A 22,797-nucleotide genomic window follows, 5' to 3' on the forward strand; every position below is an offset into this window, starting at 1 on the left:
CGGGTAGTACCTACGCGAGCTTCCGGCAGTACAAGGCGTCCGGTGTCCGCGACGACCCCAGGCGTCCCGTGTAGGCGATCCCGGCGGCGTACTCGTCGTCCGCACACTGCCCCTTGTAGCGGCCGACCGCGAAGTCACCGCCCTTGGGGGCTGGTCCCCGGTTGTCGCCGCGGTCGAACCAGACGGTGCGGCCGGCGCCGCCGGGCTCTCCCGCCGGGGCGGGCACGCACAGGGCGGCGGAGACGGCGGAGCCGCGGACGCTGTAGCCGGTCAGGTAGTGGCCGGCCGCGCACTGGAGTTTGGTGTAGCCGGACGCCCAGTCGTTGCCCGCCGTGACGTGCCGCTCGTCGCGGACCACCTCGTGTCCACCGGCCGGGACCCACGAGGCGGACACGTCCGAGCACAGGCCCCGGTTGCCGGTGTGGCTGAGGCCCAGCAGCCGCTGGCCGTCGGGGCAGGCGGCCTTGCGGGCGCCGGAGTCCCAGTCGGGCAGGGCGCGCATGCGCCGCGACTGGACGAAGTCGCCGTGGTCGGGGCTGAGCTGGGACCACTCGGGCACCGCCGCCACCTGGCCGGTGCGGCCGGTGGCGCCGACGAGCCTCCGCCAGGCGGCGGCCCGCCAGTCGTCGCCGTCGTACAGCCCCATGCGCCGGCCCGCCGCGTCCCAGTGCAGCAGCGCCCAGCCGTTGCCCTTGCGGTTCTCGTGCCAGCCGACGAGGGGCCAGTAGGCGAAGTCGGCGTCGGTGCGGATGAGATGGTCGACGAAGTTCTCGAACCAGGCCCGCTGCCGGGCGCCGGTCTCGTCCCGGCCGCCGACGCCGAACTCGCTGATCCAGACGGGAGCGGTGAAGTGCCGGTCCTGCTCGGCGGTGACGAAGAAGGCCTGGCGGTTCAGTACGTCGATCAGCTCGGCCGGGCTCAGGTCGCGGTAGCGGGGGTCGGTGGTCTCGCCCGTCCCGGTGGCGCCGCTGTGGTTCGGGCCGGTGTAGTCGTAGAAGTGGGCGGAGTAGACGAGCTTGCCGGAGTCGACCAGGGTGTGCGACAGCCGCCGCAGCGGCTCCAGGGTGGGGCGTTCGTGCGGGAAGCCGTCGACGGGGATGCCGGTCCAGTTGATGCCCTCGACGACGATCAGCAGGTCGGGATTGGCCTCCGTCAGGATGCGGTCGCCGACGCGCTGCGAGGCGGCGAACCAGTCGTGGTCGTCGCCGAGCCCCCAGTTGGGGTCGTCCCAGATGTCGCGGCGCACCTCGTTGTAGAGGTCGGCGCCGACGACCCGCTTGTTGTCCTCGTAGCGGCGGGCCATGAACAGCCAGTCGTTCTCCCAGGTCTGTGTCGGCCGGCTCGCGTTCCAGCGTTCGTTGCCATCGACGCCGCAGCACCAACGGGTCGTGTTGGTGTGGTTGTTGAGGATCACCGCGAGTCCTGCGGCGGTCAGCTCGCGGACCACGGCGTCGTACACCTGGAGCGGGGTCATGCCGCGCAGGGCCGGATTGGCGGCGACGGCGTCGTCCGTGACGGGAACGGTGTCGTGGATCATCTCGTTGGAGAAGGGCAGCCGGATGCTGTTGACGCCGATCTCCTGGAATCCGGCGACGATCTCGGCCATGGGGGCGCGGTCCAGGCCGAGCGGGATCCGGCCGGAGTTCTCGCCGGCGTGGTGGTTGCTGTCGTCGGCCGTGCTGCCGGAGCCGTTCCAGGTGCCGCTGGCGCCGTGCCAGTTGCCGGATCGCAGCTTGAAGCGGTCACCGTCGGCGTCGACGATCCAGCGTCCCCGCGTGCTCAGGGGGGCCGTCCAGTCCGCGTCGGCCCTCGGCCGCGCTGTCGCCTCCGTCCCGGCGGCGGCCTGCGGGGTGTGTGCCAGGGGCAGCAGCAGGAGTACGGCGGCCAGAGCGGCCCTGACGATGGCTGCGCGCACGGGTCACCGTCCCGACGATGTTGTCATGGCAGCGTCATCATGATGGACGGCGCGCCGGAGGTCCAGTCCCGGCGGCCGGCGGCCGGCGATGGCACGTGTCAGGCCACGGGAACGACGAGGGCCGGGATGGTGCGCTGCATCCGCAGGGCGTCGACGGACTCGGCGAGCAGTTCGTACTCCGTGGTGTCGTCGCTCGTGGCGATCCTGACCAGCCGCCCGGCCGCCAGCTGCTCGGCGATCAGTTCCTGCCCGCCCGCGTCGGCGCACCAGGCGCGCAGCACCGCCGGCACGTCGGCCACACCGGCGCCGACCGGGATGAGCGCGCGCGGCGGATACGGCGCTTCACCGGGCTGGGGGTCGAGCCGCTCCGCGATCCAGCCGGCGCGGTCCCGCAGCCACCACAGCGCGAGGGCCAGCGTGGGCGCCCGGTAGGTGCCGAGAGGTACGCCGATACGCCGTCCGCCGCAGATACCGTACGCCGTTACATGGCACAGGAATTCGTCGTGCACGTTCGCCTCCCCCGTCGCATTGCCCGCCAGCGGTGATGCCTCGCTTTCGGTGCGGCGCCTGTGCGGTGAAAGAGTCCCTGACGTCTGAGTATCTTCACTCTTGAACCACTGTCACCATGCCTTTCCGGCCAGTCTCCTGGCATATTCACCGCGCGTATTGGCCGGAACGCGACGGGTGAAGATCGCAGGCCGGGCGGTACGGATCTTCGGCCCGTAGCGGAGTCAGAGACTCCACGATGAGTTCTTCCTGTTTACGAGGTCTGATGAGTGAACATTCAGCGATCACGGCCGGCGGAGGCAGGCATGGAGACAACAGGAAACATCGACGAGGAATTCAGAACCGTCCTGCACAAGAGTCCGAGCAAAGGCGGATGGACGTATGTCGTCTGGCCCGAATCCGTCGCCTTCTTCGGCACCCGTGGGCTCGTCAAGGTCCGCGGGACCATTGACGGCCACCCTTTCCAGAGCGCTTTCATGGCGCTGGGCGACGGCACCCACGAGCTGCCCGTCAAGACCGGCGTGCGCCGGGCGATCGGCAAGGATGCGGGCGACACGGTCACGGTGCGTCTGCGGGAGCGGCTCGCGCACAGGCGGGGTGTGCGCCGATCCCGCCCTCCGGGCGGGCGCCTGTCCCGCCCCGAAGACACCCGTGCCCCGGAGGTGGTGGCTCACCTCCGGGGCACGGGTGGGGAAACGGCGGGTCAGGCCCGCGCGAGCGCGTCGATGCGGGCCAGCTCGTCCGCGTCGAAGTCGAGGTTGCCGATCGCCGAGACGCTGTCCTCCAGCTGCCGCGGGCTGCTCGCCCCGACCAGGGCCGAGGTCACCCGGCCGCCGCGCAGCACCCAGGCGAGCGCCATCTGCGCCAGCGTCTGGCCGCGCGACTTGGCGATGTCGTCGAGGCCGCGCAGCCGGTTCACCAGCTCCCCGGTCAGCGCGTCGGACGTCAGGAAGGGGCTGTCGCCCGCCGCCCGCGAGTCCTCCGGGATGCCGTCCAGGTAGCGGCCGGTGAGCAGGCCCTGGTCCAGCGGCGAGTAGGCGATGGAGCCGACCGCCAGCTCGTCCAGCGCGTCCAGCAGGCCCTCCTCCTCCGGTCGCCGGTAGAGCATGGAGTAGCGCGGCTGGTGGATGAGGAGCGGGGTGCCCAGTTCGCCCAGGATGCGGGCGGCCTCGCGGGTCTGCTCCGGCGAGTAGTTGGAGACGCCGACGTAGAGCGCCTTGCCCTGCTGGACCGCCGAGTGCAGGGCGCCCATCGTCTCCTCGAGCGGAGTCTGGGGGTCCGGGCGGTGCGAGTAGAAGATGTCGACGTACTCCAGTCCCATCCGCCCCAGGCTCTGGTCCAGCGAGGACAGCATGTACTTGCGCGAGCCCCACTCGCCGTACGGGCCGGGCCACATCAGGTAGCCCGCCTTGGTGGAGATCACCAGCTCGTCACGGTACGGCGCGAGGTCCGCCTTGAGCGCCTCGCCGAACGCGGACTCGGCGGCGCCGGGCGGCGGCCCGTAGTTGTTGGCGAGGTCGAAGTGGGTGATGCCGAGGTCGAAGGCACGGCGCAGGATGGCGCGCTGGGTCTGGACCGGCCGGTCGGGGCCGAAGTTGTGCCACAGGCCGAGCGACAGGGCGGGGAGCTTCAGGCCGCTGCGTCCCGTGCGCCGGTAGGGCATGTCCGTATAGCGGTCGGGGTGTGCCGTGTACAACGCGACTCCAGAGGGGTTGGCACGGATGGATCGGTGTGCCTCCACTCTGTCGTGACCTGCGGGCAGTGGTCCAACAGAAGAATCCGATGGAATTCAGCGACTAAGCTTCTCAGTATGGAACTGCGCCATCTCCAGCACTTCGTCGCGGTCGCCGAGGACCAGCACTTCACCCGGGCGGCCGAACGGCTCCTGGTGTCCCAGTCCGGCCTGTCGGCCTCGATCAGGGCGCTGGAGCGCGAGCTGCAGACCCCGCTGTTCGTACGGACCACCCGCCGGGTGACGCTCACCCCGGCCGGGCGGGCGCTGCTGGGCGAGGCGGAGCGGATCCTGGCTCAGGTGCGGTCCGCGCATGAGGCGGTGGCCGCGGTACAGGGCGTGCTGCGCGGCATGCTCGCGCTCGGCACCGAGCAGTGCATCGCGGGGGTGAACGTGGCACGGCTGCTCGCGGCGTTCCGCCACCGGCACCCGGATGTGGAGATCTGCCTGCGGCAGGCCGGCTCGGGCGCGCTGCTGGAGGAGGTGGCCGCGGGACGCCTGGACCTCGCCTTCGCCGTGCGCACGGCGGAGGACACCGACCAGCTGCGCTCCGTGGCGCTGACGCGCGAGCCGATGACCGTCCTGTGTCATCCGACGCACCGTCTCGCCGCTGCCGGCGCGGCCGTCACGCCGCAGGAGCTGGGGAGCGAGGTCTTCGTCGACTTCCATCCCGACTGGGGGCCCCGGCGCGCGACGGACGCCGTCTTCGCCAGGGCGGGTGTCCGGCGGACGGTGGATCTGGAGGTGAACGACGTGCACAGCCTGCTCGACCTGCTGGACGAGAACCTGGGCATCGCCGTCGTACCGCATCACTTCCGCCACAAGCGCCCGTCCCTCACGGCACTGCCGCTCAAGGGCACCGACGAGGCGGCCTACGAGACGGTGGCCCTGCTCCCACCCCCGGAGGCCACGAGCCCGGCGGCCCGCGCCCTGATGGACCTCCTCGACGCGAGGCCCGCCGACTGAGGCCCAGGGGGTGTGACCCGGCTACTGAGACGCAGCGGGTGCCGCTCCGCCGCTGAGCCCCGATGGGTGCGGCCGGCAGCCGAATACCGGCGGCCGAGACCCGCCCACCAAGGCCCGGCAGCTCAAGCCGCGCCGACGCCGAGGTCCGGCGGGGGCGGTGCGGTGACCGGAAGTTCGTGAGGTTCGGCGGCGCCGGCGATGTGGCGTCGTGCGCATCCCGGCGATGCGCCATGGTGGGACGTATGCATGCCAAGGACATCCTCAGCGACGGTTACAGCCGCATCCAGGAAGAAGTCCACGCCGTCGTCGAAGGCCTCACGGCCGACGGCCTCAACGCCCGCCCCGGGCCCACCGCCAACTCCGTCTCCTGGCTCGTCTGGCACCTGACCCGCGTCCAGGACGACCACGTCGCCGACGCCGCCGGGCTGGAACAGGTCTGGCTCAGCCAGGACTGGGAGAAGCGCTTCGGGCTCGGGCTGCCGCGCCACGACACCGGTTACGGGCACAGCCCGGCGAAGGTCGCGAGGGTTCGGGTCGACTCCCCGGACCTGCTGACCGGCTACTACGACGCCGTGCACGAGCAGACCCGGGGTTTCCTGCGTGGACTGACCGCCCAGGACCTCGAACGCGTCGTGGACGAGCGCTGGGATCCGCCGGTCACCCTCGGCACCCGGCTGGTGAGCGTCCTGTCCGACGACCTTCAGCACGTCGGACAGGCCGCCTATGCACGAGGGCTGCTTCAGGCCTCGTAGCCCGGCAGGATCACGTCCCGGATGAGGGCGTTGCGCTCGTCGAAGGGTATGAACGCGCTCTTGACGGCGTTCACGGTGACGGTGCGCAGGTCCTCGACCGTCCAGCCCGCCTCCTCGACCAGCAGCGACATCTCGCGGGTCATGGTCGTGCCGGAGACCAGGCGGTTGTCGGTGTTGAGCGTGACGCGGAATCCGAGGTCGCGGAGCGCCGTGATGGGGTGCTCGGCGATCGAGGTGGCCGCGCCGGTCTGGAGGTTGGAGGTAGGGCACATCTCCAGCGCGATCCGGCGGTCGCGGACCCAACCGGCGAGCCGGCCTAGCTTGCCGGACGCGAGGTCGGGGATGTCGTCGGTGATCCGCACGCCGTGGCCGATGCGCTGGGCGCCGCACACCTGGAGCGCCTGGTGGATGCTGGGCAGGCCGTGCGCCTCACCGGCGTGGATGGTGAACGGCACGTTCTCCTCGCGCAGGTGCGCGAAGGCGGCCAGGTGGTCGGCGGGCGGGAAGCCGTCCTCGGCGCCGGCGATGTCGAAGCCGACGACGCCGGCGTCCCGGAAGGCGACCACGAGGTCGGCGATCTCCCGGCTGCGGTCGAACATCCGCATGCCGCACAGCAGCGTCCCCACCCGCACCGGCGTGCCGGCGGCCGCCGCCTTGGCCATGCCCGCGGCGAGCCCCTCCTGCACGGTCTCGACGACCTCGGGCAGGGTCAGCCCGCCCTTGACCATGAGCTCCGGCGCGTAGCGGACCTCGCCGTACACGACGCCGTCCGCCGCCAGGTCCAGGACGTACTCCTCGGCCGTGCGCAGCAGGCCCTCGCGGGTCTGCATCACGGCGAGGGTGTGCTCGAAGGTGGCGATGTAGCGGACCAGGTCGCCGGAGTTGGCCGCGTCGTAGTACCAGGCGGCGAGTGCGTCGGGGTCGGTGGTGGGCAGGGTGTGCCCGACGGTCTCGGCGAGCTCCACGACGGTGGCTGGGCGCAGGCCGCCGTCGAGGTGGTCGTGCAGGACGGCCTTGGGCAGGCGGCGGAGGGTCTCGGCGTCTACGCGCGTAGCTGTCATGGTGCGCCTTTCCTGGGGCGGAGTGTCTGAGCGAGCGGGACTGTGTGTGTGCGGGGCGATCGGGGCTGCGCGGTCAGCCGGCGGGCTGGAGCAGATCCCACCGGTTGCCGTAAAGGTCCTGGAAGACGGCGACCGTGCCGTATGGCTCGTACCGCGGCTCCTCCAAGAAGCTCACCCCCGCGGCGAGCGCCCGCGCGTGGTCGCGGGCGAAGTCGTCGGTGTGCAGGAAGAACCCGACGCGGCCGCCGGTCTGGTCCCCGACCCGGGCCTGTTGCGCCTCACCCTTGGCGCGCGCCAGCAGCAGGGCGGTGCCGGTGCCTCCCGTCCCGGGCTCGACCACGACCCAGCGGGAGCCGTCGGGGCGGGGCGCGTCCTCGGCGAGCCGGAAGCCGAGGGCCTCGGTGTAGAAGCGGATCGCCTCGTCGTAGTCGTCCACGACGAGGGTGACCAGGGCGATGCGTGTCATCGGGACCTTCCGGGAGGGCTGATTGACGGGAGAGGTTATACGTAAAACCTCGTGGACGCCAGCCGTCGTCGTACCCGTCCCGTGGCGAGGCCGAATGCCCAGTGCGCAGCGTGCGGTCGGCTCCGCCGGGAGCGGAGCCTCACAGACAGCAAGCCGGCAGCAGGGTGATGCGCCGGCCGCGGTCGATGCCGTCGACGCGTTCGAAGGCGTCGTTGTCCCAGATGCATCGCAGGTCGGTGTCCCAGACGGCGAGCCCGGCGACCGAGTGGGTCAGCAGGGCGCGCAGTGCCGCGGCGGCGCCGTCCCCCACGTCCCCGACCACCGCCTCGACGCGGTCGACGGCATCGTCCGAGTCGTCCGCGGCGTCCACCGTGTCCGGTCCGTCGGCGGGGTCGGGTGCTCCCATGGGGGTAAGACCTTCAGGCGTGACGTGACCGGCGTGGCCGCCGCGCGCCTCCGGGCGGACGGCGCGAGGCTCACAACAGGTCCTCGATGGTGATCGGCAGTTTGCGCACCCGCCGCCCGGTCGCGTGGTGCACGGCGTTGGCGATCGCGGCCGCCACACCGACCTGGCCGATCTCACCGACGCCCTTGACGCCCAGCGGGTTGACGATGTCGTCCTCGACCTCGACGAGCTCCACGTCGACGTCGGGCGCGTCCGCGTTCACGGGGACCAGGTATTCCCCGAGGCTCGCGCTGACCCAGCGGCCGGTGGCCGGCTCCATGTGGTTGGCCTCCAGGAGCGCCTGGCCGAGGCCCCACAGCATGCCGCCCATCAGCTGGCTGCGGGCCGTCTTGGTGTTGAGGACACGGCCGGGCGCGAAGGCCCCGGTCATGCGCCGTACCCGGACGAGGCCCAGCTCGGCGTCCACGGCGACCTCGGCGAACTGTGCCCCGAAGGTCATCATCCCGTAGGGGATCTCGCGGGGCGGGTTCCACTGCCCCACGGCCTCGGCGTCCGGCCGGAAGTTGCGCACCAGCAGATCGCTGTACGACTCGGACGCGGTTCCGGCGGTCATCACCCCCTCCCGCACCACGACGTCGACCGGGTCGGCGCCGTGCAGCGGTGAACCGGGATCGCCGACGGCGCTCGAGATCAGCTGCCCGCGCAGGGCGGTGGCGGCGCTGTGCACGGCCGCGCTGATCATGCCGGCGCCGACCGAGCCCACGGCGGCGGCGATGTTGGGCAGATCGGTGTCCCCGAACTCGAACCGGCAGCGGTCCACGCCCATGCCGAGGCCTTCCGCGGCGACCTGGGTCATGACCGTGGCGACACCGGTACCGAACTCGGGTGTGGCGGCCTGGACCAGGGCCGTGCCGTCCGCGTACACCCGGGCGCGGGCGCGCTGGGGGTTGGCGAGCGGCGCGACCGGATAGCTCGCGGTGGCCATGCCCGTGCCGATCAGCCAGTTCCCGTCCCGTCGTACGCCCGGCCGGGGATCACGCCCGGCCCAGCCGAAGCGCTGCGCTCCGCGTTCGTAGCACTCCCGCAGGCCGCTGCTGGACCAGGGCAGGCCCGACATGGCGTCGACGTCGGTGTGGTTGAGCAGGCGCAGTTCGACGGGGTCCAGGCCCAGCTCGTGGGCGAGTTCGTCCATCGTGGACTCCAGCGCGAACATGCCGCTGGCCTCGCCCGGCGCCCGCATGAAGGTGGGGGTCATGGTGTTGGCGCGGAACAGCCGGTACTCGCCCTCGTAGGCGGAAGACGCGTAGATCTGCGAGGAGACGCCGACGGAGGGTTCAGCCCAGTCGTCGAAGTGGGAGGTCGGGGAGAGCTTGTGGTGCCGGATCCCGGTCAGTCTGCCCTCGCGAGTCGCGCCGAGGGTCATGCGCTGTTCCTGTTCCTCGCGGTGGCCCACGGAGGTGAACATCTGCTCCCGGGTGAGGGCGAGTTTCACCGGCCGGCCGACCTCACGGGCCGCCATCGCGGCGAGCGTCGAGTGGGCGTGGATCATCGCCTTGCACCCGAAGCTGCCGCCGACGTAGTGACCGAGGACCCGGATCTTCGACATCGGAACGCCGAGCAGCCGGGAGACGGTCATCTGTGTGGCGTTCACCCCCTGCGTGGCGTCGTACAGGATCAGCTCGTCGCCGTCCCACTGGGCCGTGGTGCAGGAGGATTCGATCGGGTTGTGGTTGTTCGCCGCGTAGGTGTAGGTGGCGTCCACCCGGATGTCCGCGTCCGCGAGGGCGGCGTTGACGTCCCCGCGCTCGCTCCGGCCCGGTATCCAGCCGCCGAAGATCCGCTCGGGCACGTACGTCCGGTCGCGGCCCTGGTCGAGGGTGGTGACCGGCGGTGTCTCCTCGTAGGTGACGCGCAGCAGGCGTGCTCCGTGCTGGGCGCGTTCCCAGGTGTCGGCGACGACGAGGGCGATCTGCTGGCCCGCGTAGTGGACGGTGTCGTCCTGCATCGGGAAGAAGGTCTGCCCGGGAGCCGCCGTCCCGGCGAGGGAGGGGATGAGCGGCGGCTGCTCGGCGATCTTCGGCAGCGTCCGGTGGGTGAGGACCGCGAGGACGCCCTCCTCGGCCAGCGCGGCGCTCGCGTCGATGTCCGTGACCCGCCCGGCGGCGATGCGGGAGCCGACCACGCACGCGTAGGCCATGTCCGGGAGGGGGATCTCGGCGGAGTAGCGGGCGCTTCCGCTGACCTTGGCGAGACCGTCGACGCGGTCGAGCGGCTGTCCGAGGGCGGACGGGATGGTGGCGGTCATGACGGGCTCCCGGTCCCGGGCCGGGCCGCGGGCCCGCTTCCCGATCCGTCGCTGAGCGTGTCGAGGGCGCGGACGATCGCGCGCTGGGCGAGTTCGACCTTGAAGGCGTTCATGGCGGTCGGCCGGGCGTCGGCCATCTCCACGCGGCCGGCCAGGGCGAAGTTGTCCCGGTTCACGGCAGCGCCGATCAGGAAGTCCTCGGCTCGCCTGGCCCGCCAGGGTTTGGTGGCCACGCCGCCCAGAGCCATCCGCACGTCCGCGATCGTGCCGTCCACGACGGAGAGCGCAGCCGCGACCGAGACGAGGGCGAACTCGTAGGACTCACGGTCACGGACCTTCAGATAGAGGGAGTGGCGCGCCGGCGGTGCGGGGGGCACCTCGATGCCGGTAATCAACTCACCGTGTTCCATGGGGTGTTCACGGTGTGGGGAGTCGCCGGGGAGCAGGAAGAAGTCGTCGATCGGATAGGTGCGCTCGCCGCCCGGCCCCAGGGTGTGCACGCGTGCGTCCAGCGCGACCAGGGCGACGGCCACGTCCGAGGGGTGGGTGGCGATGCAGTGTTCGCTGGTGCCGAGCACCGCGTGGCCGCGGCTGAAGCCCTCGATGGCCGAGCAGCCGCTGCCGGGCTCACGCTTGTTGCACGCGGACTCGGCGTCGCGGAAGTAGGAACAACGCACGCGCTGCAGGAGGTTGCCCCCCATGGACGCCATGTTGCGCAACTGCGCGGACGCCCCCAGCTCCAGGGCCCGCGCGATCAGCGGGAAACGCTCGCGGACGACGGGGGCCGCCGCGACCTCGCTCATCCGGGCCAGGGCGCCGATGCGCAGACCGCCCTCCGGTGTGCCCTCGATCCCGGTCAGGGGAAGGCTGTTGATGTCGACGAGCCGTCGGGGGTTCAGCACGTTCTGCCGCAGCAGGTCGACCTCGGTGGTGCCCCCGGCGAGGAAGTCGCTGGTGGGGTCGGCGCTCACGGCGGCGACGGCGGTCGCCGTGTCGGGCGCGCGGAGGTAGGTGATGGGCCGCACGAGGGGGCCTCCTACGTCTGGTCGCGGACGGAGCGGATCGCGGCCCGGATGTGCGGATAGGCGGCGCAGCGGCAGATGTTGCCGCTCATCCACTCCTTGATCTCGGCGTCGTTCCGGGCATGCCCCTCTGCGATCAGTGCCACGGCGGACATGATCTGGCCGGGAGTGCAGTAGCCGCACTGGAAGGCGTCCTGCTCGATGAAGGCCTGCTGCATGGGGTGCGGTTCCCCGTGCGCGGCGAGTCCCTCGACGGTGGTGACCTCATGTCCTTCGCAGGTCATCGCGAGCGTGAGGCAGGCCAGCACCCGCCGTCCGTCCACCCACACCGTGCAGGCTCCGCAGGTGCCCTGGTCACAGCCCTTCTTCGCGCCCGTCAGGTCGAGGCGCTCCCGGAGTGCGTCCAGCAGGCTCACCCGCGGCTCGATGTCCAGGGTGTGCTCGGCTCCGTTGATCGACAGTCTCACCCGGACCGGACCGGGGCCGCGTTCCACCTGTGCGGTGCCTGCTTCCGTAACGGCCTGGCCGCGAGTGGACATGGCACACCTCCAGAGAGAGCACCCTTAATTCTCGTACGGGCACAGACAGGCCGCAAAAGTTAGATTTGCGGCATGGGTCAGCATGTGCCAAGGGGGCCGCCCGGTGGCCGCCCCCTCGCGCGGGCAGGCTACGACTTCACGAACTCCAGCAGGTCGGGGTTGAGGACGTCCGGGTGGGTCGAGAGCATGCCGTGCGGATAGCCCTCGTACGACTTCAGCGTGCCGTGCTTCAGCAGCTGGACCGACAGCGGCGCCGCATCCGGGTAGGGCACGATCTGATCGTCCGTGCCGTGCGCGACGAGCACCGGTACGTCGATCTGCTCGAGGTCCTCGGTGAAGTCGGTCTCGGAGAACGCCTTGATGCACTCGTAGTGGGCGTTGGCCGCGCCCATCATGCCCTGGCGCCACCAGTTGTCGATCAGGCCCTGGGACACCTCCGCGCCCTCCCGGTTGAATCCGTAGAAGGGGCCCGACGGCACCTCGGTGTAGAACTGCGCGCGATTGGCGGCCAGGGCGGCGCGGAATCCGTCGAAGACCTCGATCGGCGTTCCGCCCGGGTTGGACTCGGACTTGACCATGATCGGCGGCACGGCACCGACGAGGACGGCCTTCGCGACGCGGCCCGGCTTGGCGCGCGCGACGTAGTGCGCGACCTCGCCGCCGCCGGTCGAGTGCCCGATGTGCACCGCGCCCTGGAGGTCGAGCGCGTCGGTGAGCGCCGCGACGTCGGCGGCGTAGGTGTCCATCTCGTGGCCGGTGGAGGACTGGCTGGAGCGACCGTGACCGCGCCGGTCGTGGGCTATCACGCGATAGCCGTGAGCGAGGAAGAACAACATCTGGTTGTCCCAGTCGTCCGCGCTGAGCGGCCAGCCGTGGTGGAAGACGATCGGGCGGCCGTCACGCGGGCCCCAGTCCTTGTAGAAGATGGTCGTACCGTCGGAGGTGGTGACCGTGCCCATTGCTGATCCTTCTGCTGGAAGGCGAAGCGGCAAGGTCGCACGAGGGCGCCGGCACACTGCGGCGGCAACCGGGACCGAGCCGCGCGGAAGCGCTGGACCCGCGGACCGAAGGCCGCGGCCGGATCCATGTCAGCCACGTTACGCCCGCGTCCGGAATACCTCATTTTCTGCCCCGTGACGCGAGCCGGCCGCCGACCACCGGCATACGCCGTTCCGCCATCCCTGCCCTGCACGGGTGTTACCCAGGAGTAACTCCAGGTGGTTTGATGTGCGGCGCCACCCACCCCCTTCCACCCACAGGGAGATCCAGTGACGCTTCCCGCACCGCGCCGCGCTCAGGGCGCCGTCGTCCTCGCGTTGTCGCTCGGCGCCGCCGGACTGGGCTCGGCGCCCGCCGCGGTCGCCGCCGAGCAGGCACCCCCGCTCAAGGTGCTGTCGTACAACGTCTTCCTGTTCAGCAAGACCCTCTACCCGAACTGGGGCCAGGACCACCGGGCCGCGCAGATCGCGAAGGCGCCCTTCTTCCGTGGGAACGACGTCGTGGTCGTGCAGGAGGCCTTCGACAACTCCTCCTCGGACGGGCTCAAGAGCGCCGCGGCGAGCCAGTACCCGTACCAGACGCCGGTGGTAGGTCGCGCCAAGAGCGGCTGGGACGCGACCGGCGGGGCGTACTCGGCGACCACACCCGAGGACGGCGGAGTGGCCATTCTCAGCAAGTGGCCGATCCTGCGCAAGGAACAGTGGGTCTACAAGGACGCGTGCGGCTCGGACTGGTGGTCCAACAAGGGCTTCGCGTACGTCGTCCTGAACGTGAACGGCACGAAGGTGCACGTCCTCGGCACGCACGCCCAGTCGACCGACCCGGGCTGCGGCGCCGGTGAGGCGGCCGCGATGCGCAGCCGGCAGTTCAAGGCGATCGACGCGTTCCTGGACGGCAAGAACATTCCGGCCGGGGAGCAGGTGCTGGTCGCCGGAGACCTCAACGTCGACTCCCGCTCCCCCGAGCACGCCTCGATGCTCACGGACGCCGGGCTGGTGGACAGCACCACGCGCACCGGGCACCCGTACTCCTTCGACACCGCGGAGAACTCCATCGCCCGGGACCGTTACCCCGACGACCCGCGCGAGGACCTCGACTTCGTGCTCCACCGGGCGGGGCACGCCCGGCCGGCGGTCTGGAAGAACGACGTCGTCAAGGAGCAGAGCGCGCCCTGGACGGTGTCGAGCTGGGGCACCGACTACTCGTACACGAACCTGTCGGACCACTACCCGGTCATCGGGCACTGAGCGACATGGGCCCCGGGCGACCGGGGCCCACCTCATCGGGCGTCTACGGGTAGGTGTAGGAGTTGAGGGCGTTCACCGCCGACGCCGTGTCGCCGAGCTCGTAGCGGTCCACCGCGAGGAAGTTGGGCTTCTTGCGGGCGGCCGGCTGGCAGAAGCGGCGGGCCCGGTCGGCGAGCTTGGTGTTGTCCGTGCGGGCCGTGCCGGAGATCGGGACGTCACGGAAGTGGTTCATCACGAACAACGGGCGGAAGCCGGGCTCGGTCCAGGTCAGCGGGATGTTGGTGTGGGCGTCGTACCAGCGGCTGTAGCAGGACCAGTCGGAGGAGCCGAGGCCGGAACCCATCGACCAGTAGTTCTCGACGGTCCATTCCCGCTGGTACATCACCCCGAAGCTGTCCCGGGTCAGACCGGCCGACTGGTCGGCGGAACGGCTGTGGTCGGTGAAGATCAGCAGCCGGTCGTTGGCGGCGATCAGGTCGGTGAGCCGGGGCCAGCCGCTGTCGCGGACGCCTGTCCGGTCGGGGCGGTACAGGACGTCGTCCAGACCGCTCACACGGGCGAGTTCGGAGCGCAGGACGCCCGGGTCGACGTAGTCCTCCAGGAAGACGGTGACGAACTGGTCGGGGTGAGCCCGCAGGAAGTCCACGATCCGCTGGAGGTCGACCCACAGCGCGACCGGCCTGCTGACCAGGGTGCAGCTGTTGTGGCAGAGAATCGCGCCGTCGGGGGTCTGGTGGATGTCGAGCATGAATCCGCGGACGCCGTCGGCGAGTTGCTGGTTGATGCCGCGCGACTGGTTCGGCACGAGGTTCACGAACGGCGGGGCGAAGCCGCCGTCGACGCCGTTGGCGTAGGCGTTGTGCGAGGTGAGGAACGTGACCTGGTCCAGGGTGCGAAGGTCCTGCGGCGGCATCGGGGTGGTGGCCGGCGTGACGGGGGTGAGGTACCAGGACGCGAGGGCGCCGGGGGCGCCGACCACCAGCGGGGCGGGGTAGTTGGCGCCGGTGGGCTTGGGGGCGAGCGTGAGATGGCGGTCGGTCCCGGGTGCCTTGAGGGTGTACCGGTCCGCGCCGCTGGGCGCGATCTCCCAGGCCGCGTCGGTGCTCGTACAGGTGACGGTCCGCGCCTGGTCGCCGGAGCGCCCGAGGCAGGTGCCGGTGGCGTCGGTGCTTTCGAGGACGTACGAGCCACCGCTCGGCCGCAGGTTCCACTGCTGGCGGTCCTCGTTGCCCTTCGGTCTGTGCTGCTCGACCGCGCCCTGGTTGTCGGCGGCGTTGAGGCCGGTGGTGGCGCTCTGCAGGTAGTACGTGCCGGAGGCAGGGGCCGCGGGCGCGGCCCCTGCCGGGGATGGGGGCGCCACGACCGCGGCGGCCAGCGCGGCGGTCGTGGCGAGCAGGGCGTGGGGGGTGCGACGCATGACGATGCCCTTCGTTTCGCGGAGCGATGGTCAGGTGCATGACACCATGCCCCGCGAACCGGCGTCAGCAGTAGAGGTTGCCACCCGGTGAAACACCGAGAATCTGGGTGAGCCTCTGATAGTTGTTCACCCTGCTCTGCACCTGCGCCGGGTTCTTGCCGTCGCACTCCAGGGAGCCGTTGATGCTGCGGATCGTCTGCCCGAAGCCGGCGCCGTTGACCATGGCGTTGTGGCCGGTCATGGTGCCGGGTCCGGACTGGGTGTTCCAGTACCACAGGCCCGTCTTCCAGGCGACGGAGGCATTGTTCTGCACCATCCACGGATCACCCAGGAGGTTCAGGCCCAGCGCGTCGCCCGCGGCCTTGTAGTTGAAGTTCCAGCTCAGCTGGATGGGACCGCGGCCGTAGTAGGCGGCCTGGCCCGCCGGGCAGCCGTACGACTGACTCCAGTCGCAGTAGTGCGGGTAGTTGGCCTGGTTCTGCTCGACGATGTGCACCAGGCCACCGGTCTCGTGGCTGACGTTGGCGAGGAAGGCGGCCGCCTCCTGCTTCTTCACGGTGTCGCTGCCCGTGTTCGCGAAGGCGGGGTACGCGCTCAGGGCCGCGGTGAGGCCGCTGTACGTGTAGAACGAGTTCCGGTTCGGGAACATCTGGTTGAACTGCGCCTCGCTGACCACGAATCCGGCGGCCGACGCGGTGGGGGCCGGCTGAAGGGCCAGGGCGGTGCCCGCGAGTGCGAGCGAGCTCAGGAGTGCGGAGATGCGGAAACGACGCCTCGACACAGGTTCAGCTCCTTTGCGGTGCACGGCCGCTCCCCGAGGAGGGGGGTGGGGGCGGCCGTGGTGGGGGGTTGGTCCGACACTCAACCGCGTTGGTCTGTACCAGTCAAGGGTGTAGACCAGTCAACTCCGCTGGAGCTCAGGCAGAGTTGACGCGCGAGCCCCGCTCGCGCGCCGTATCAAGGAGGTATGACCTGCGAGAGCTCTGAACCGACGCCGCACATCGGACAGGCTCTCGGCGTCGGTGGCCCGCGACCCGTCGGCACCCTCGCCCGGGCTCTCTGACGCCGTGGCGGAGGCCGGACCCCCGGTGGCACCCGACGTGGATGTGACGTCCCGACGGACGACTCCGCTCGCCCGGACCTCGCCTCACGACCCGGCACTGACCGGAATTCCGCCCACCGGCTGCCCCGGGGATTCGCTCACGCGACGGCATCGCGGCCGGGTCGGGCCGCGCCGGCTGCGCCGGGAAGTTCGGCGGCACCGTGCCGGGCAGTGCCGCACGGCGGCGGATTCGCTCACCAACAGCCCCGTGGCCCGGCTCCGTTCCTCCCTGAGCGCTCGGGCCACCCCCTCCTAGCTCGCCCCCGCTTTCGAACGCCCCTTGCGCAGGAAGCGCCGCAGGCGGGTGAGTGGCCAGGTGTTGATCACATCGTCCTTGGTGAGCCAGCCCCGCTGCGCCGTGCCCACGCCGTAGCGCAGATGGGCCAGATGGAGGGTGGAGTGCGCGTCGCTGTCGATGGCGAACTTCACCCCGTAGCGCTTGGCCCGCAGGATGTGCTCGTCGTTCAGGTCGAGCCGGTCGGGATGGGAGTTGATCTCCAGGGCCGTGCCGGTGTGCGCGCAGGCGGCGAAGAGCGCGTCCAGGTCGGCGTCCACGCCGGGGCGTTTGCCGATGATGCGGGTGGTGGGGTGGCCGATGATGTTGATGTACGGGTTCTCGCAGGCCCGCAGGAAACGCTGGGTCATCGCGTCGGGCGCCTGGTTGAAGTGCGAGTGCACCGAGGCCACGCACAGGTCGAAGTCGGCCAGGAAGTCGTCCGGCCAGTCCACGCCGCCGTCGGGGTCGATGTTCAGCTCCACGCCGTGCAGCAGCCTCATCCCGCCGCGCCCGCCGTACTCCCTGTCGAGTTCACGGACGCGCTCACGCTGGGCCAGCATCCGTTCGCCGGTCATGCGCTGCATGTAGAGGTTGGGCGCGTGGTCGGTGATCGCGTAGTAGGAGTGGCCGCGGTCGTGGGCCGCCGCCACCATCTCCTCCAGCGGGGCGAGCCCGTCCGTGAGGTCCGTGTGGGTGTGCAGGTCACCCCGGATGTCGGACTCCTGGACCAGCTCGGGCAGTTCGTCGCGCAGCCCCGCCTCGATCTCGCCGCGGTCCTCCCGCAGCGCCGGCGGGATCCACGGCAGGCCGAGCCGCGCGTAGACGTCCTCCTCCGACTCGGAGACGATCTTCTCTCCGCTCTCCACGTCGAACAGCCCGTACTCGGAGAGCTTCAGCCCCTGGTGCACGGCCCGCTCCCGGGTACGGATGTTGTGCGCCTTCGAGCCGGTGAAGTACTGCAGGGCGGCTCCCCAGGAGTCCGGCGGTACGACCCGCAGGTCGACGGCGAGGCCCTTGGTGGTGCGGATCGACGTCTTCGTGGTGCCCCGCGCGATCACCTCGCCGGTCTCCGGCAGTTCGGCGAAGGCCCGCATCAGCGGCGCCGAGTCCTCGGCCGCGGCGAGGATGTCGATGTCCCCGACGGTCTCCCGGCCCCGGCGCAGCGAGCCGGCGTACGCGCACCGGCGGCAGCCTCGCACCTTCGACAACTGGGCGACCATGCCCTCGGCCACGTCCATGGCGGCGTCGATCAGCGCCCGGTCCCCGGAGGACTGCAGCAGCGCGATGCCGTGCAGGATGTTCTCCTCGGTCTTGGGCCCGAATCCCTTCAAGTCCCGCAGCCGCTCCTGCTGGATGGCGTCGGCCAGTTCCTCGATCGAGGAGATTCCCAGTTCCTCGTAGACCGCCATGGCCTTCTTCGGGCCGAGTGTGGGGATGGCCGTCAGCCGCCGGACGCCGGCGGGGATTCGCGCCCGCAGTTCCTCGACCGCGGAGACCTGGCCGGTGCCGAAGTACTCGACGATCTTCTCCGCGATCGACTTGCCGACGTTGGGAATCTCCTGCAGACCCTTGAGGTCGAGGTTGGACACGTCGGCATGGTGACCGCCGATCGCCCGTGCGGCCTTCTCGTACACGCGCGCCCGGAAGGCATCTCCTCCGGTGATCGAGATCAGATCCGCGTACTCGGCGAACAGCGCGGCCACCTCATCGTTGGAACGAGCCACGTCTCCAGGGTAAGCACGCCACTCGCGCCCCGCTCAGCTGAGCGGGGCACGCAGACACCCGGGTCAGGAACCCGCCGCGCGGCCCTCGGCCCGGGAGCGACGACGCCCCGGAATCGACACCCCGCGCCACGGCGGCGGAGGATCTTTCCCATGACCACCACACCGCACCCGCTCGTCGTCCGCGCCCGGCAGCTGGCCGACGACCTCCTCTCCCCCGACGCCGAGAGGGTGGACCAGACGGAGGTGCCGTCCGGTCACATCGACGCGATCAAAAGGTCCGGGCTGCTGGGGCTCGGCGCGCCCGAGGAGTACGGCGGCTGGGCCGCACCCGCCGCCGTGGCCCGGGAGACCGCGGAGATCCTGGCGGGGGCCTGCTGCTCCACCTGGTTCGTCCAGACGCAGCACCACACGCCGGTCGCGACGCTGATGCAGGGCGCGGAGCCGGTACGGGAGCGGCTGCTGGGGCCGATGGCCCGCGGTGAACTGCTGTCGGGCGTCGCCTACGCGCACCTGCGGGCCCACCCCCGGACGCCGGTGCGGGTGGTGCGCGAGCGGGGCGGGTGGCGGTTCGACGGGACGGTGCCCTGGTACACCGGGTGGGGCCTCAACGACGTGATGCTGCTCGCCGGTGTGACCGACGGCGGGGAGGCCCTGTTCGCGTTCACCGAGGCGCGGGAGCGGCCGGGGATGCGCGCCTCGCCTCCCCTGCGGCTCGCGGCGCTCACGGCGGCGCGCACGGTGTCTCTGGAACTCGACGGCATGTGGCTGCCCGAGGAGGCGGTGGCCGTGCGGACACCGTACGAGGAGTGGGCCGCCGGGGACCGCCCGAAGACGGTGGCCGCCTCCCCCGCCGTCTTCGGTGTCACCGAGGCCGCCCTCGGCCTGCTGGACGACGGCGTCGCGGGGCCGCTGCGCGCCCGCCTCGCCGAGATCCGCTCTCGCGCCTACGCGCTCGCCGACGAGGCGGCGCCGCACGAGCATCTGGACGAGCGGCTGGCGCTCAGGCTGCGGTCGTACGAGGTGCTGCGCGCGGCGACCACGGCGGCCGTGGTGTCCGGGGGCGGCCGGTCCATGGCCGTGACCAGCAAGGCCCAGCGGTTCGCCCGCGAGGCCATGTTCCTGCTGGTCCAGGGCCAGACGGCGCAGTCACGGCGCGCGCACCTCGACGCCCTGATCTCATGACGCACCAGCAGCTCCTGGCGCGGCCGGCCGGCGTGGGCGGAATCCTCGACGCGCCGCGCACACCCGGGCGCGGGACGGCGGGCGCCGGGGATCTCAAGTGGCGGCAGCGGGCGGCACAAGCCGGCGGAGCCGGGGCAGCGCACGCCGTGCCCGGGGTGCTCGACCCGCCGCACCAGCGAGTTCACCGGCATGTGCGCCCACCGGCAGTCCGTGCGCCCCGGGGCACGCTCAGCCGCCGGTGGTCAGTCCTCGTCGCGCGCCGGAACCACCACGAGGAACGCGTCCTGCCTCAGGTCCATCACCACCGTCGCCGGCTCACCCTCGGCACGCAGTGCGGCGGCGTACTCCTCCGCCGGCCACGATCCTCGCGGAGCTCCGGCGGGAAAACGCTCCATCACCTTCGCACCCATAGCCGCAGACACCTCCAAGGTCCTCCCGCCGAACCCTCGACGGACGCGGGCAACTCCCGTACGATTCGCCTGCCCTCGATCCCCGCGATCATGTACATCCGCGTGAACCACGCGCAACAGGCGGTGACGGGCGGGTGTCCCGCCCCGGCCAGGCACCACCGATCTCAGCTGCCGGCTGCCCGGTGCAGCGAGAGTTCCTCGTTCAGCGCCGCCAGAAAGCGCAGCGCGACCGTGAGTTCGGCCTCGGAGAAGCGGGCCCGGGTGGCGGCGGTCGCCTCCGCGAGCGGCCGGTAGTACCAGTGGGCCGTCGAAGGGGCGGCGGAGGCGTAACGCAGATGGACCACCCGGCGGTCGTCGCCGCCCCGGACCCGTCGGACCAGCCCCGCGCGCTCCAGCCGCTCCACGCAGGCGGATACGGACCCGGAGGTGAGCCCCAGGTGTTCGCGCAACCGTCCCGGCGTCATGGGCCCGTCGGAGTCCAGGATGGCCGCGAGTGCCTGTACGTCGGTCGCGTTCAGGCCGTTGCCCGCGAAACCGTGGACCAGGCGGTTGATCTCGACGTTCATCCGGCGCAACTGCACGGCGAGGTACCGCAGGTCGACGCCCCCGGGGGGCCGCCGCGCACCCGCGCCGCGCACATGATCGATTCTGTCCACGATGATCAGAGTAGTGACCTCTACACATAAAGGCCAAATAAGAGCAGAATGGGCATACGCGGCGCTTACCGCATACCGCACCAGCCGCGGTCTGGCCAGCGAAGTCAGAAGGAGACGAGTCATGGCCAACGTCCAGCCCACCAGAGGTGACATGACCGGCCACCCCGACGCCTACGAGATGCGGGCTCGCTACGCCCGTGTGCTCGGCGGTCGCGATGTGGCACTCGTGGACGGACCGGTGTTCCTGCTCGGTCTGTACTGCGCCGTGTCCCCCTGGGTGGTCCACTACGCCACCGGGCAGCCCGCGCTCGCGACCCACAACCTGATCATCGGGATCGCGATCGGACTGCTGGCACTCGGGTTCACACGCGCACCCGAGCGCATGTACGGCCTCAGCTGGGCCATGTGCGCCCTGGGTGCGTGGATGATCATCTCGCCGTGGATCGTCGGCGCGAGCCCGGACGCGGGCGTCGTCTGGAACAACGTCATCATCGGCGCTCTGGCCGTGATCCTGGGCCTGGTGTGCGCCGGTACGGCAGCGAAGAGCGTCCCCAAGCCATAGGTATCCCCGACAGGAAGGGAGTCGATGAACAGCACCGAGGCCGGCCCGCCATGCCTGGTGGACCGGCCGTTTCCGTGCCTCAGTCGCCGGGCACCAGCCACGGTTCCTGCGGCAGCGGACTGCCCGTCTCCAGCAGCGACTTGAGGTTGGACAGCACGGCGGCCCAGCCGGACGCCACATCGGCACGCTCTGTCTCGTCGGCGAGGTCCTCATGGGTGACGGTGAGGCGGACGATGTCGCCGTGCGGCCGGATGTCGAAGGTGACGCGGGAGTGCCTGGCCTCGTCGCCCTCGTCCTCCGGAGCGGACCAGGTGGTGACCAGGCGGGTGGGACGCTCACTCTCGGCGACGATGCCGACGACGTCGGCGACGCCGGACCCGTCCGTGCGGACGTGCGCCCAGCGGGACCCCGGCTTCCAGTCGGAGACGTTGCTGTGCCCCCAGTAGGCGGCGGTGAGGTCGGCGTCGGTGAGCGCGTCCCAGACCTTCTCCGGGGTGCTCGCGATGTAGGTGACGTACACGAATGCGGGTTTGTCGGTCATGGCTTCCTCGGCTTGTCGCTTCACGGCGCCGAGCACACGCAGGCGCGGACGCTCGAACTTGTCGATCCACCGCTCCTGGATCTCGTGGAGCGGCACCGGGTTGAGGTAGTGCAACTTCATCCGGCCCCGCCGCACCGTGCTGACCAGGTTGGCGTCCTCCAGGACGGCCAGGTGCTGGGTCACCGACTGGCGGGTCATCTCGATGCGCTCGCACAACTCGCCGAGCGTCTGCCCGTTCTCCTCGTGCAGCCGGTCCAGCAGGCGCATGCGGGTCTCGTCGGCCAGAGCCCTGAAAACCCTGTCCAACCGGAAGTCGTCCTCTTCTGATCGCACACTCAAAGTTATGCAGGCAATTGCCTGCATGTCAATCGCGAGCGGACCCGCAGCAGGGTGCAAGGGTGTGGACTTGAGCGTGGACGTCACCGACCGACGAGGAGGCCGTACGCCATGGTGAGCGAAGCCGAGCTGCCCCATCTGCGCCGGTGTGTCGAGCTGGCGGCCGAGGCGCTGGACGCCGGGGACGAGCCGTTCGGCTCGGTGCTGGTCGGCCGGGACGGCGTGGTCCTCGCCGAGGACCACAACCGGGTGGCCTCCGGCGACCGCACCCGGCACCCGGAGTTCGAGCTGGCACGCTGGGCGGCGGAACACCTGCCGCCGGATCAGCGCGCCGCGGCGACCGTGTACACCTCCGGCGAGCACTGCCCGATGTGCGCGGCCGCGCACGCCTGGGTGGGCCTCGGCCGCATCGTGTACGTGGCGTCGTCCGAGCAGCTCGGCTCATGGCTGGCGGACCTGGGCGTACCGCCGCCTCCGGTGCGGACGTTGCCGGTGAACGAGGTGGCGCCCGGCGTGGCCGTGGAGGGGCCGGTTCCCGAGCTCACCGACACGGTGCGGGAGCTGCACCGGCGTTTCCACCGCGCCGGGGGCTGAGCCGCCCGGCCGGGCGCCCATGACCCAGACCCAGGGCCCCATCGGGGAACGGCACCGATGGGGCCTCCTGGCGGCCGCC

The 22,797-nt window shown here is 71.0% G+C and carries 22 protein-coding genes and 1 pseudogene; 7 read left to right on the forward strand and 16 right to left on the reverse strand.

All coding sequences use genetic code 11. From position 1 onward, the window contains the following. Positions 1 to 10 precede the first annotated feature (10 nt). On the reverse strand, positions 11 to 1,915 hold the full coding sequence (locus tag ACIHCM_RS26395) for a glycoside hydrolase family 5 protein (RefSeq protein WP_399900533.1): 1,905 nt from the start codon (positions 1,913 to 1,915) through the stop codon (positions 11 to 13). Between the two features lie 98 nt (positions 1,916 to 2,013). Beyond that, positions 2,014 to 2,424 carry a hypothetical protein gene (locus ACIHCM_RS26400; RefSeq protein ID WP_399900536.1) on the reverse strand — a complete coding sequence of 137 codons (411 nt, stop codon included), beginning with the start codon at positions 2,422 to 2,424 and terminating at the stop codon, positions 2,014 to 2,016. A gap of 303 nt (positions 2,425 to 2,727) precedes the next feature. Here ACIHCM_RS26400 and ACIHCM_RS26405 point away from each other — a divergent pair. After that, positions 2,728 to 3,006: pseudogene (locus tag ACIHCM_RS26405) on the forward strand (DUF1905 domain-containing protein); the annotation flags it as partial. A gap of 119 nt (positions 3,007 to 3,125) precedes the next feature. Here ACIHCM_RS26405 and mgrA read toward each other — a convergent pair. Beyond that, entirely contained in the window at positions 3,126 to 4,118 is a 993-nt protein-coding gene (gene mgrA / locus ACIHCM_RS26410) for an L-glyceraldehyde 3-phosphate reductase (protein ID WP_399900539.1), read from the reverse strand. Between the two features lie 114 nt (positions 4,119 to 4,232). Here mgrA and ACIHCM_RS26415 point away from each other — a divergent pair, with 114 nt between their 5' ends. Further along, on the forward strand, positions 4,233 to 5,120 hold the full coding sequence (locus ACIHCM_RS26415) for a LysR substrate-binding domain-containing protein (protein ID WP_399900542.1): 888 nt from the start codon (positions 4,233 to 4,235) through the stop codon (positions 5,118 to 5,120). Positions 5,121 to 5,362: 242 nt separating this feature from the next. Beyond that, positions 5,363 to 5,872 carry a DUF664 domain-containing protein gene (locus tag ACIHCM_RS26420; protein ID WP_399900545.1) on the forward strand — a complete coding sequence of 170 codons (510 nt, stop codon included), beginning with the start codon at positions 5,363 to 5,365 and terminating at the stop codon, positions 5,870 to 5,872. Here the strand turns inward: ACIHCM_RS26420 and ACIHCM_RS26425 are convergent. From ACIHCM_RS26425 to ACIHCM_RS26455, 7 genes are all read right to left on the reverse strand, one after another. Continuing rightward, complete coding sequence (locus ACIHCM_RS26425; protein ID WP_399900548.1) at positions 5,860 to 6,933, reverse strand: adenosine deaminase; 1,074 nt, start codon at positions 6,931 to 6,933, stop codon at positions 5,860 to 5,862. The genes ACIHCM_RS26420 and ACIHCM_RS26425 overlap by 13 nt on opposite strands. A gap of 73 nt (positions 6,934 to 7,006) precedes the next feature. Beyond that, entirely contained in the window at positions 7,007 to 7,399 is a 393-nt protein-coding gene (locus ACIHCM_RS26430; RefSeq protein WP_399900551.1) for a VOC family protein, read from the reverse strand. 139 nt (positions 7,400 to 7,538) lie between these two features. Next, entirely contained in the window at positions 7,539 to 7,805 is a 267-nt protein-coding gene (locus ACIHCM_RS26435) for a hypothetical protein (protein WP_399900554.1), read from the reverse strand. 70 nt (positions 7,806 to 7,875) lie between these two features. After that, positions 7,876 to 10,110, reverse strand: a complete 2,235-nt coding sequence (locus ACIHCM_RS26440) for a xanthine dehydrogenase family protein molybdopterin-binding subunit (RefSeq protein WP_399900557.1) — start codon at positions 10,108 to 10,110, stop codon at positions 7,876 to 7,878. Beyond that, positions 10,107 to 11,135: an FAD binding domain-containing protein gene (locus ACIHCM_RS26445; RefSeq protein ID WP_399900559.1), complete on the reverse strand. Its 1,029-nt coding sequence runs from the start codon at positions 11,133 to 11,135 to the stop codon at positions 10,107 to 10,109. The genes ACIHCM_RS26440 and ACIHCM_RS26445 overlap by 4 nt, the downstream gene beginning before the upstream one ends. An 11-nt stretch (positions 11,136 to 11,146) precedes the next feature. Then, positions 11,147 to 11,671 (reverse strand): (2Fe-2S)-binding protein, encoded by a 525-nt coding sequence (locus ACIHCM_RS26450; protein WP_399900561.1) that lies wholly within the window; start codon positions 11,669 to 11,671, stop codon positions 11,147 to 11,149. Positions 11,672 to 11,799: 128 nt separating this feature from the next. Next, on the reverse strand, positions 11,800 to 12,630 hold the full coding sequence (locus ACIHCM_RS26455; RefSeq protein ID WP_399900564.1) for an alpha/beta fold hydrolase: 831 nt from the start codon (positions 12,628 to 12,630) through the stop codon (positions 11,800 to 11,802). 357 nt (positions 12,631 to 12,987) lie between these two features. Here ACIHCM_RS26455 and sph point away from each other — a divergent pair, with 357 nt between their 5' ends. Further along, complete coding sequence (gene sph / locus ACIHCM_RS26460) at positions 12,988 to 13,917, forward strand: sphingomyelin phosphodiesterase (RefSeq protein WP_399900849.1); 930 nt, start codon at positions 12,988 to 12,990, stop codon at positions 13,915 to 13,917. A 43-nt stretch (positions 13,918 to 13,960) separates the two neighbouring features. Here the strand turns inward: sph and ACIHCM_RS26465 are convergent, their stop codons facing one another. The 3 genes from ACIHCM_RS26465 to polX form a co-directional block, all read right to left on the reverse strand. Next, positions 13,961 to 15,334 carry a phospholipase gene (locus ACIHCM_RS26465; RefSeq protein WP_399900568.1) on the reverse strand — a complete coding sequence of 458 codons (1,374 nt, stop codon included), beginning with the start codon at positions 15,332 to 15,334 and terminating at the stop codon, positions 13,961 to 13,963. Between the two features lie 64 nt (positions 15,335 to 15,398). Further along, on the reverse strand, positions 15,399 to 16,052 hold the full coding sequence (locus tag ACIHCM_RS26470; protein ID WP_399900853.1) for a chitinase: 654 nt from the start codon (positions 16,050 to 16,052) through the stop codon (positions 15,399 to 15,401). Between the two features lie 636 nt (positions 16,053 to 16,688). Beyond that, positions 16,689 to 18,437, reverse strand: coding sequence for a DNA polymerase/3'-5' exonuclease PolX (gene polX, locus ACIHCM_RS26475; protein ID WP_399900572.1), 1,749 nt, complete (start codon positions 18,435 to 18,437; stop codon positions 16,689 to 16,691). 150 nt (positions 18,438 to 18,587) lie between these two features. Here polX and ACIHCM_RS26480 point away from each other — a divergent pair, with 150 nt between their 5' ends. Further along, the gene (locus ACIHCM_RS26480; RefSeq protein ID WP_399900575.1) at positions 18,588 to 19,619 is read left to right on the forward strand and encodes an acyl-CoA dehydrogenase family protein; all 1,032 of its coding nucleotides are present in this window, start codon (positions 18,588 to 18,590) and stop codon (positions 19,617 to 19,619) included. A 242-nt stretch (positions 19,620 to 19,861) separates the two neighbouring features. Here the strand turns inward: ACIHCM_RS26480 and ACIHCM_RS26485 are convergent, their stop codons facing one another. Both ACIHCM_RS26485 and ACIHCM_RS26490 read right to left on the reverse strand, forming a co-directional pair. Continuing rightward, positions 19,862 to 20,029 (reverse strand): hypothetical protein, encoded by a 168-nt coding sequence (locus tag ACIHCM_RS26485; protein ID WP_399900578.1) that lies wholly within the window; start codon positions 20,027 to 20,029, stop codon positions 19,862 to 19,864. A 164-nt stretch (positions 20,030 to 20,193) separates the two neighbouring features. Next, complete coding sequence (locus ACIHCM_RS26490) at positions 20,194 to 20,685, reverse strand: MarR family transcriptional regulator (protein WP_399900581.1); 492 nt, start codon at positions 20,683 to 20,685, stop codon at positions 20,194 to 20,196. 121 nt (positions 20,686 to 20,806) lie between these two features. Here ACIHCM_RS26490 and ACIHCM_RS26495 point away from each other — a divergent pair, with 121 nt between their 5' ends. Further along, positions 20,807 to 21,247, forward strand: coding sequence for an SPW repeat protein (locus ACIHCM_RS26495; RefSeq protein ID WP_399900584.1), 441 nt, complete (start codon positions 20,807 to 20,809; stop codon positions 21,245 to 21,247). A 79-nt stretch (positions 21,248 to 21,326) separates the two neighbouring features. On the opposite strand, the gene ACIHCM_RS26500 is transcribed toward ACIHCM_RS26495, so the two are convergent. Next, positions 21,327 to 22,094 carry an ArsR/SmtB family transcription factor gene (locus tag ACIHCM_RS26500; protein WP_399900586.1) on the reverse strand — a complete coding sequence of 256 codons (768 nt, stop codon included), beginning with the start codon at positions 22,092 to 22,094 and terminating at the stop codon, positions 21,327 to 21,329. A gap of 141 nt (positions 22,095 to 22,235) precedes the next feature. On the opposite strand from ACIHCM_RS26500, the gene ACIHCM_RS26505 reads away from it, so the two are divergent. Continuing rightward, positions 22,236 to 22,718 (forward strand): nucleoside deaminase, encoded by a 483-nt coding sequence (locus ACIHCM_RS26505; RefSeq protein WP_399900589.1) that lies wholly within the window; start codon positions 22,236 to 22,238, stop codon positions 22,716 to 22,718. Positions 22,719 to 22,797 lie beyond the last annotated feature (79 nt).

Source organism: Streptomyces sp. NPDC052023 (assembly GCF_044548465.1).
Classification (GTDB): domain Bacteria; phylum Actinomycetota; class Actinomycetes; order Streptomycetales; family Streptomycetaceae; genus Streptomyces.

Excerpts from the sequence above, each read along its gene's own strand:
- ACIHCM_RS26415 (WP_399900542.1), top strand. The coding sequence starts at position 4,233 with ATGGAACTGCGCCATCTCCAGCACTTCGTCGCGGTCGCCGAGGACCAG.
- ACIHCM_RS26420 (WP_399900545.1), top strand. The coding sequence starts at position 5,363 with ATGCATGCCAAGGACATCCTCAGCGACGGTTACAGCCGCATCCAGGAA.
- ACIHCM_RS26425 (WP_399900548.1), bottom strand. The coding sequence starts at position 6,933 with ATGACAGCTACGCGCGTAGACGCCGAGACCCTCCGCCGCCTGCCCAAG.
- ACIHCM_RS26430 (WP_399900551.1), bottom strand. The coding sequence starts at position 7,399 with ATGACACGCATCGCCCTGGTCACCCTCGTCGTGGACGACTACGACGAG.
- ACIHCM_RS26435 (WP_399900554.1), bottom strand. The coding sequence starts at position 7,805 with ATGGGAGCACCCGACCCCGCCGACGGACCGGACACGGTGGACGCCGCG.
- ACIHCM_RS26440 (WP_399900557.1), bottom strand. The coding sequence starts at position 10,110 with ATGACCGCCACCATCCCGTCCGCCCTCGGACAGCCGCTCGACCGCGTC.
- ACIHCM_RS26450 (WP_399900561.1), bottom strand. The coding sequence starts at position 11,671 with ATGTCCACTCGCGGCCAGGCCGTTACGGAAGCAGGCACCGCACAGGTG.
- ACIHCM_RS26455 (WP_399900564.1), bottom strand. The coding sequence starts at position 12,630 with ATGGGCACGGTCACCACCTCCGACGGTACGACCATCTTCTACAAGGAC.
- ACIHCM_RS26465 (WP_399900568.1), bottom strand. The coding sequence starts at position 15,334 with ATGCGTCGCACCCCCCACGCCCTGCTCGCCACGACCGCCGCGCTGGCC.
- ACIHCM_RS26480 (WP_399900575.1), top strand. The coding sequence starts at position 18,588 with ATGACCACCACACCGCACCCGCTCGTCGTCCGCGCCCGGCAGCTGGCC.
- ACIHCM_RS26485 (WP_399900578.1), bottom strand. The coding sequence starts at position 20,029 with ATGGGTGCGAAGGTGATGGAGCGTTTTCCCGCCGGAGCTCCGCGAGGA.
- ACIHCM_RS26495 (WP_399900584.1), top strand. The coding sequence starts at position 20,807 with ATGGCCAACGTCCAGCCCACCAGAGGTGACATGACCGGCCACCCCGAC.
- ACIHCM_RS26505 (WP_399900589.1), top strand. The coding sequence starts at position 22,236 with ATGGTGAGCGAAGCCGAGCTGCCCCATCTGCGCCGGTGTGTCGAGCTG.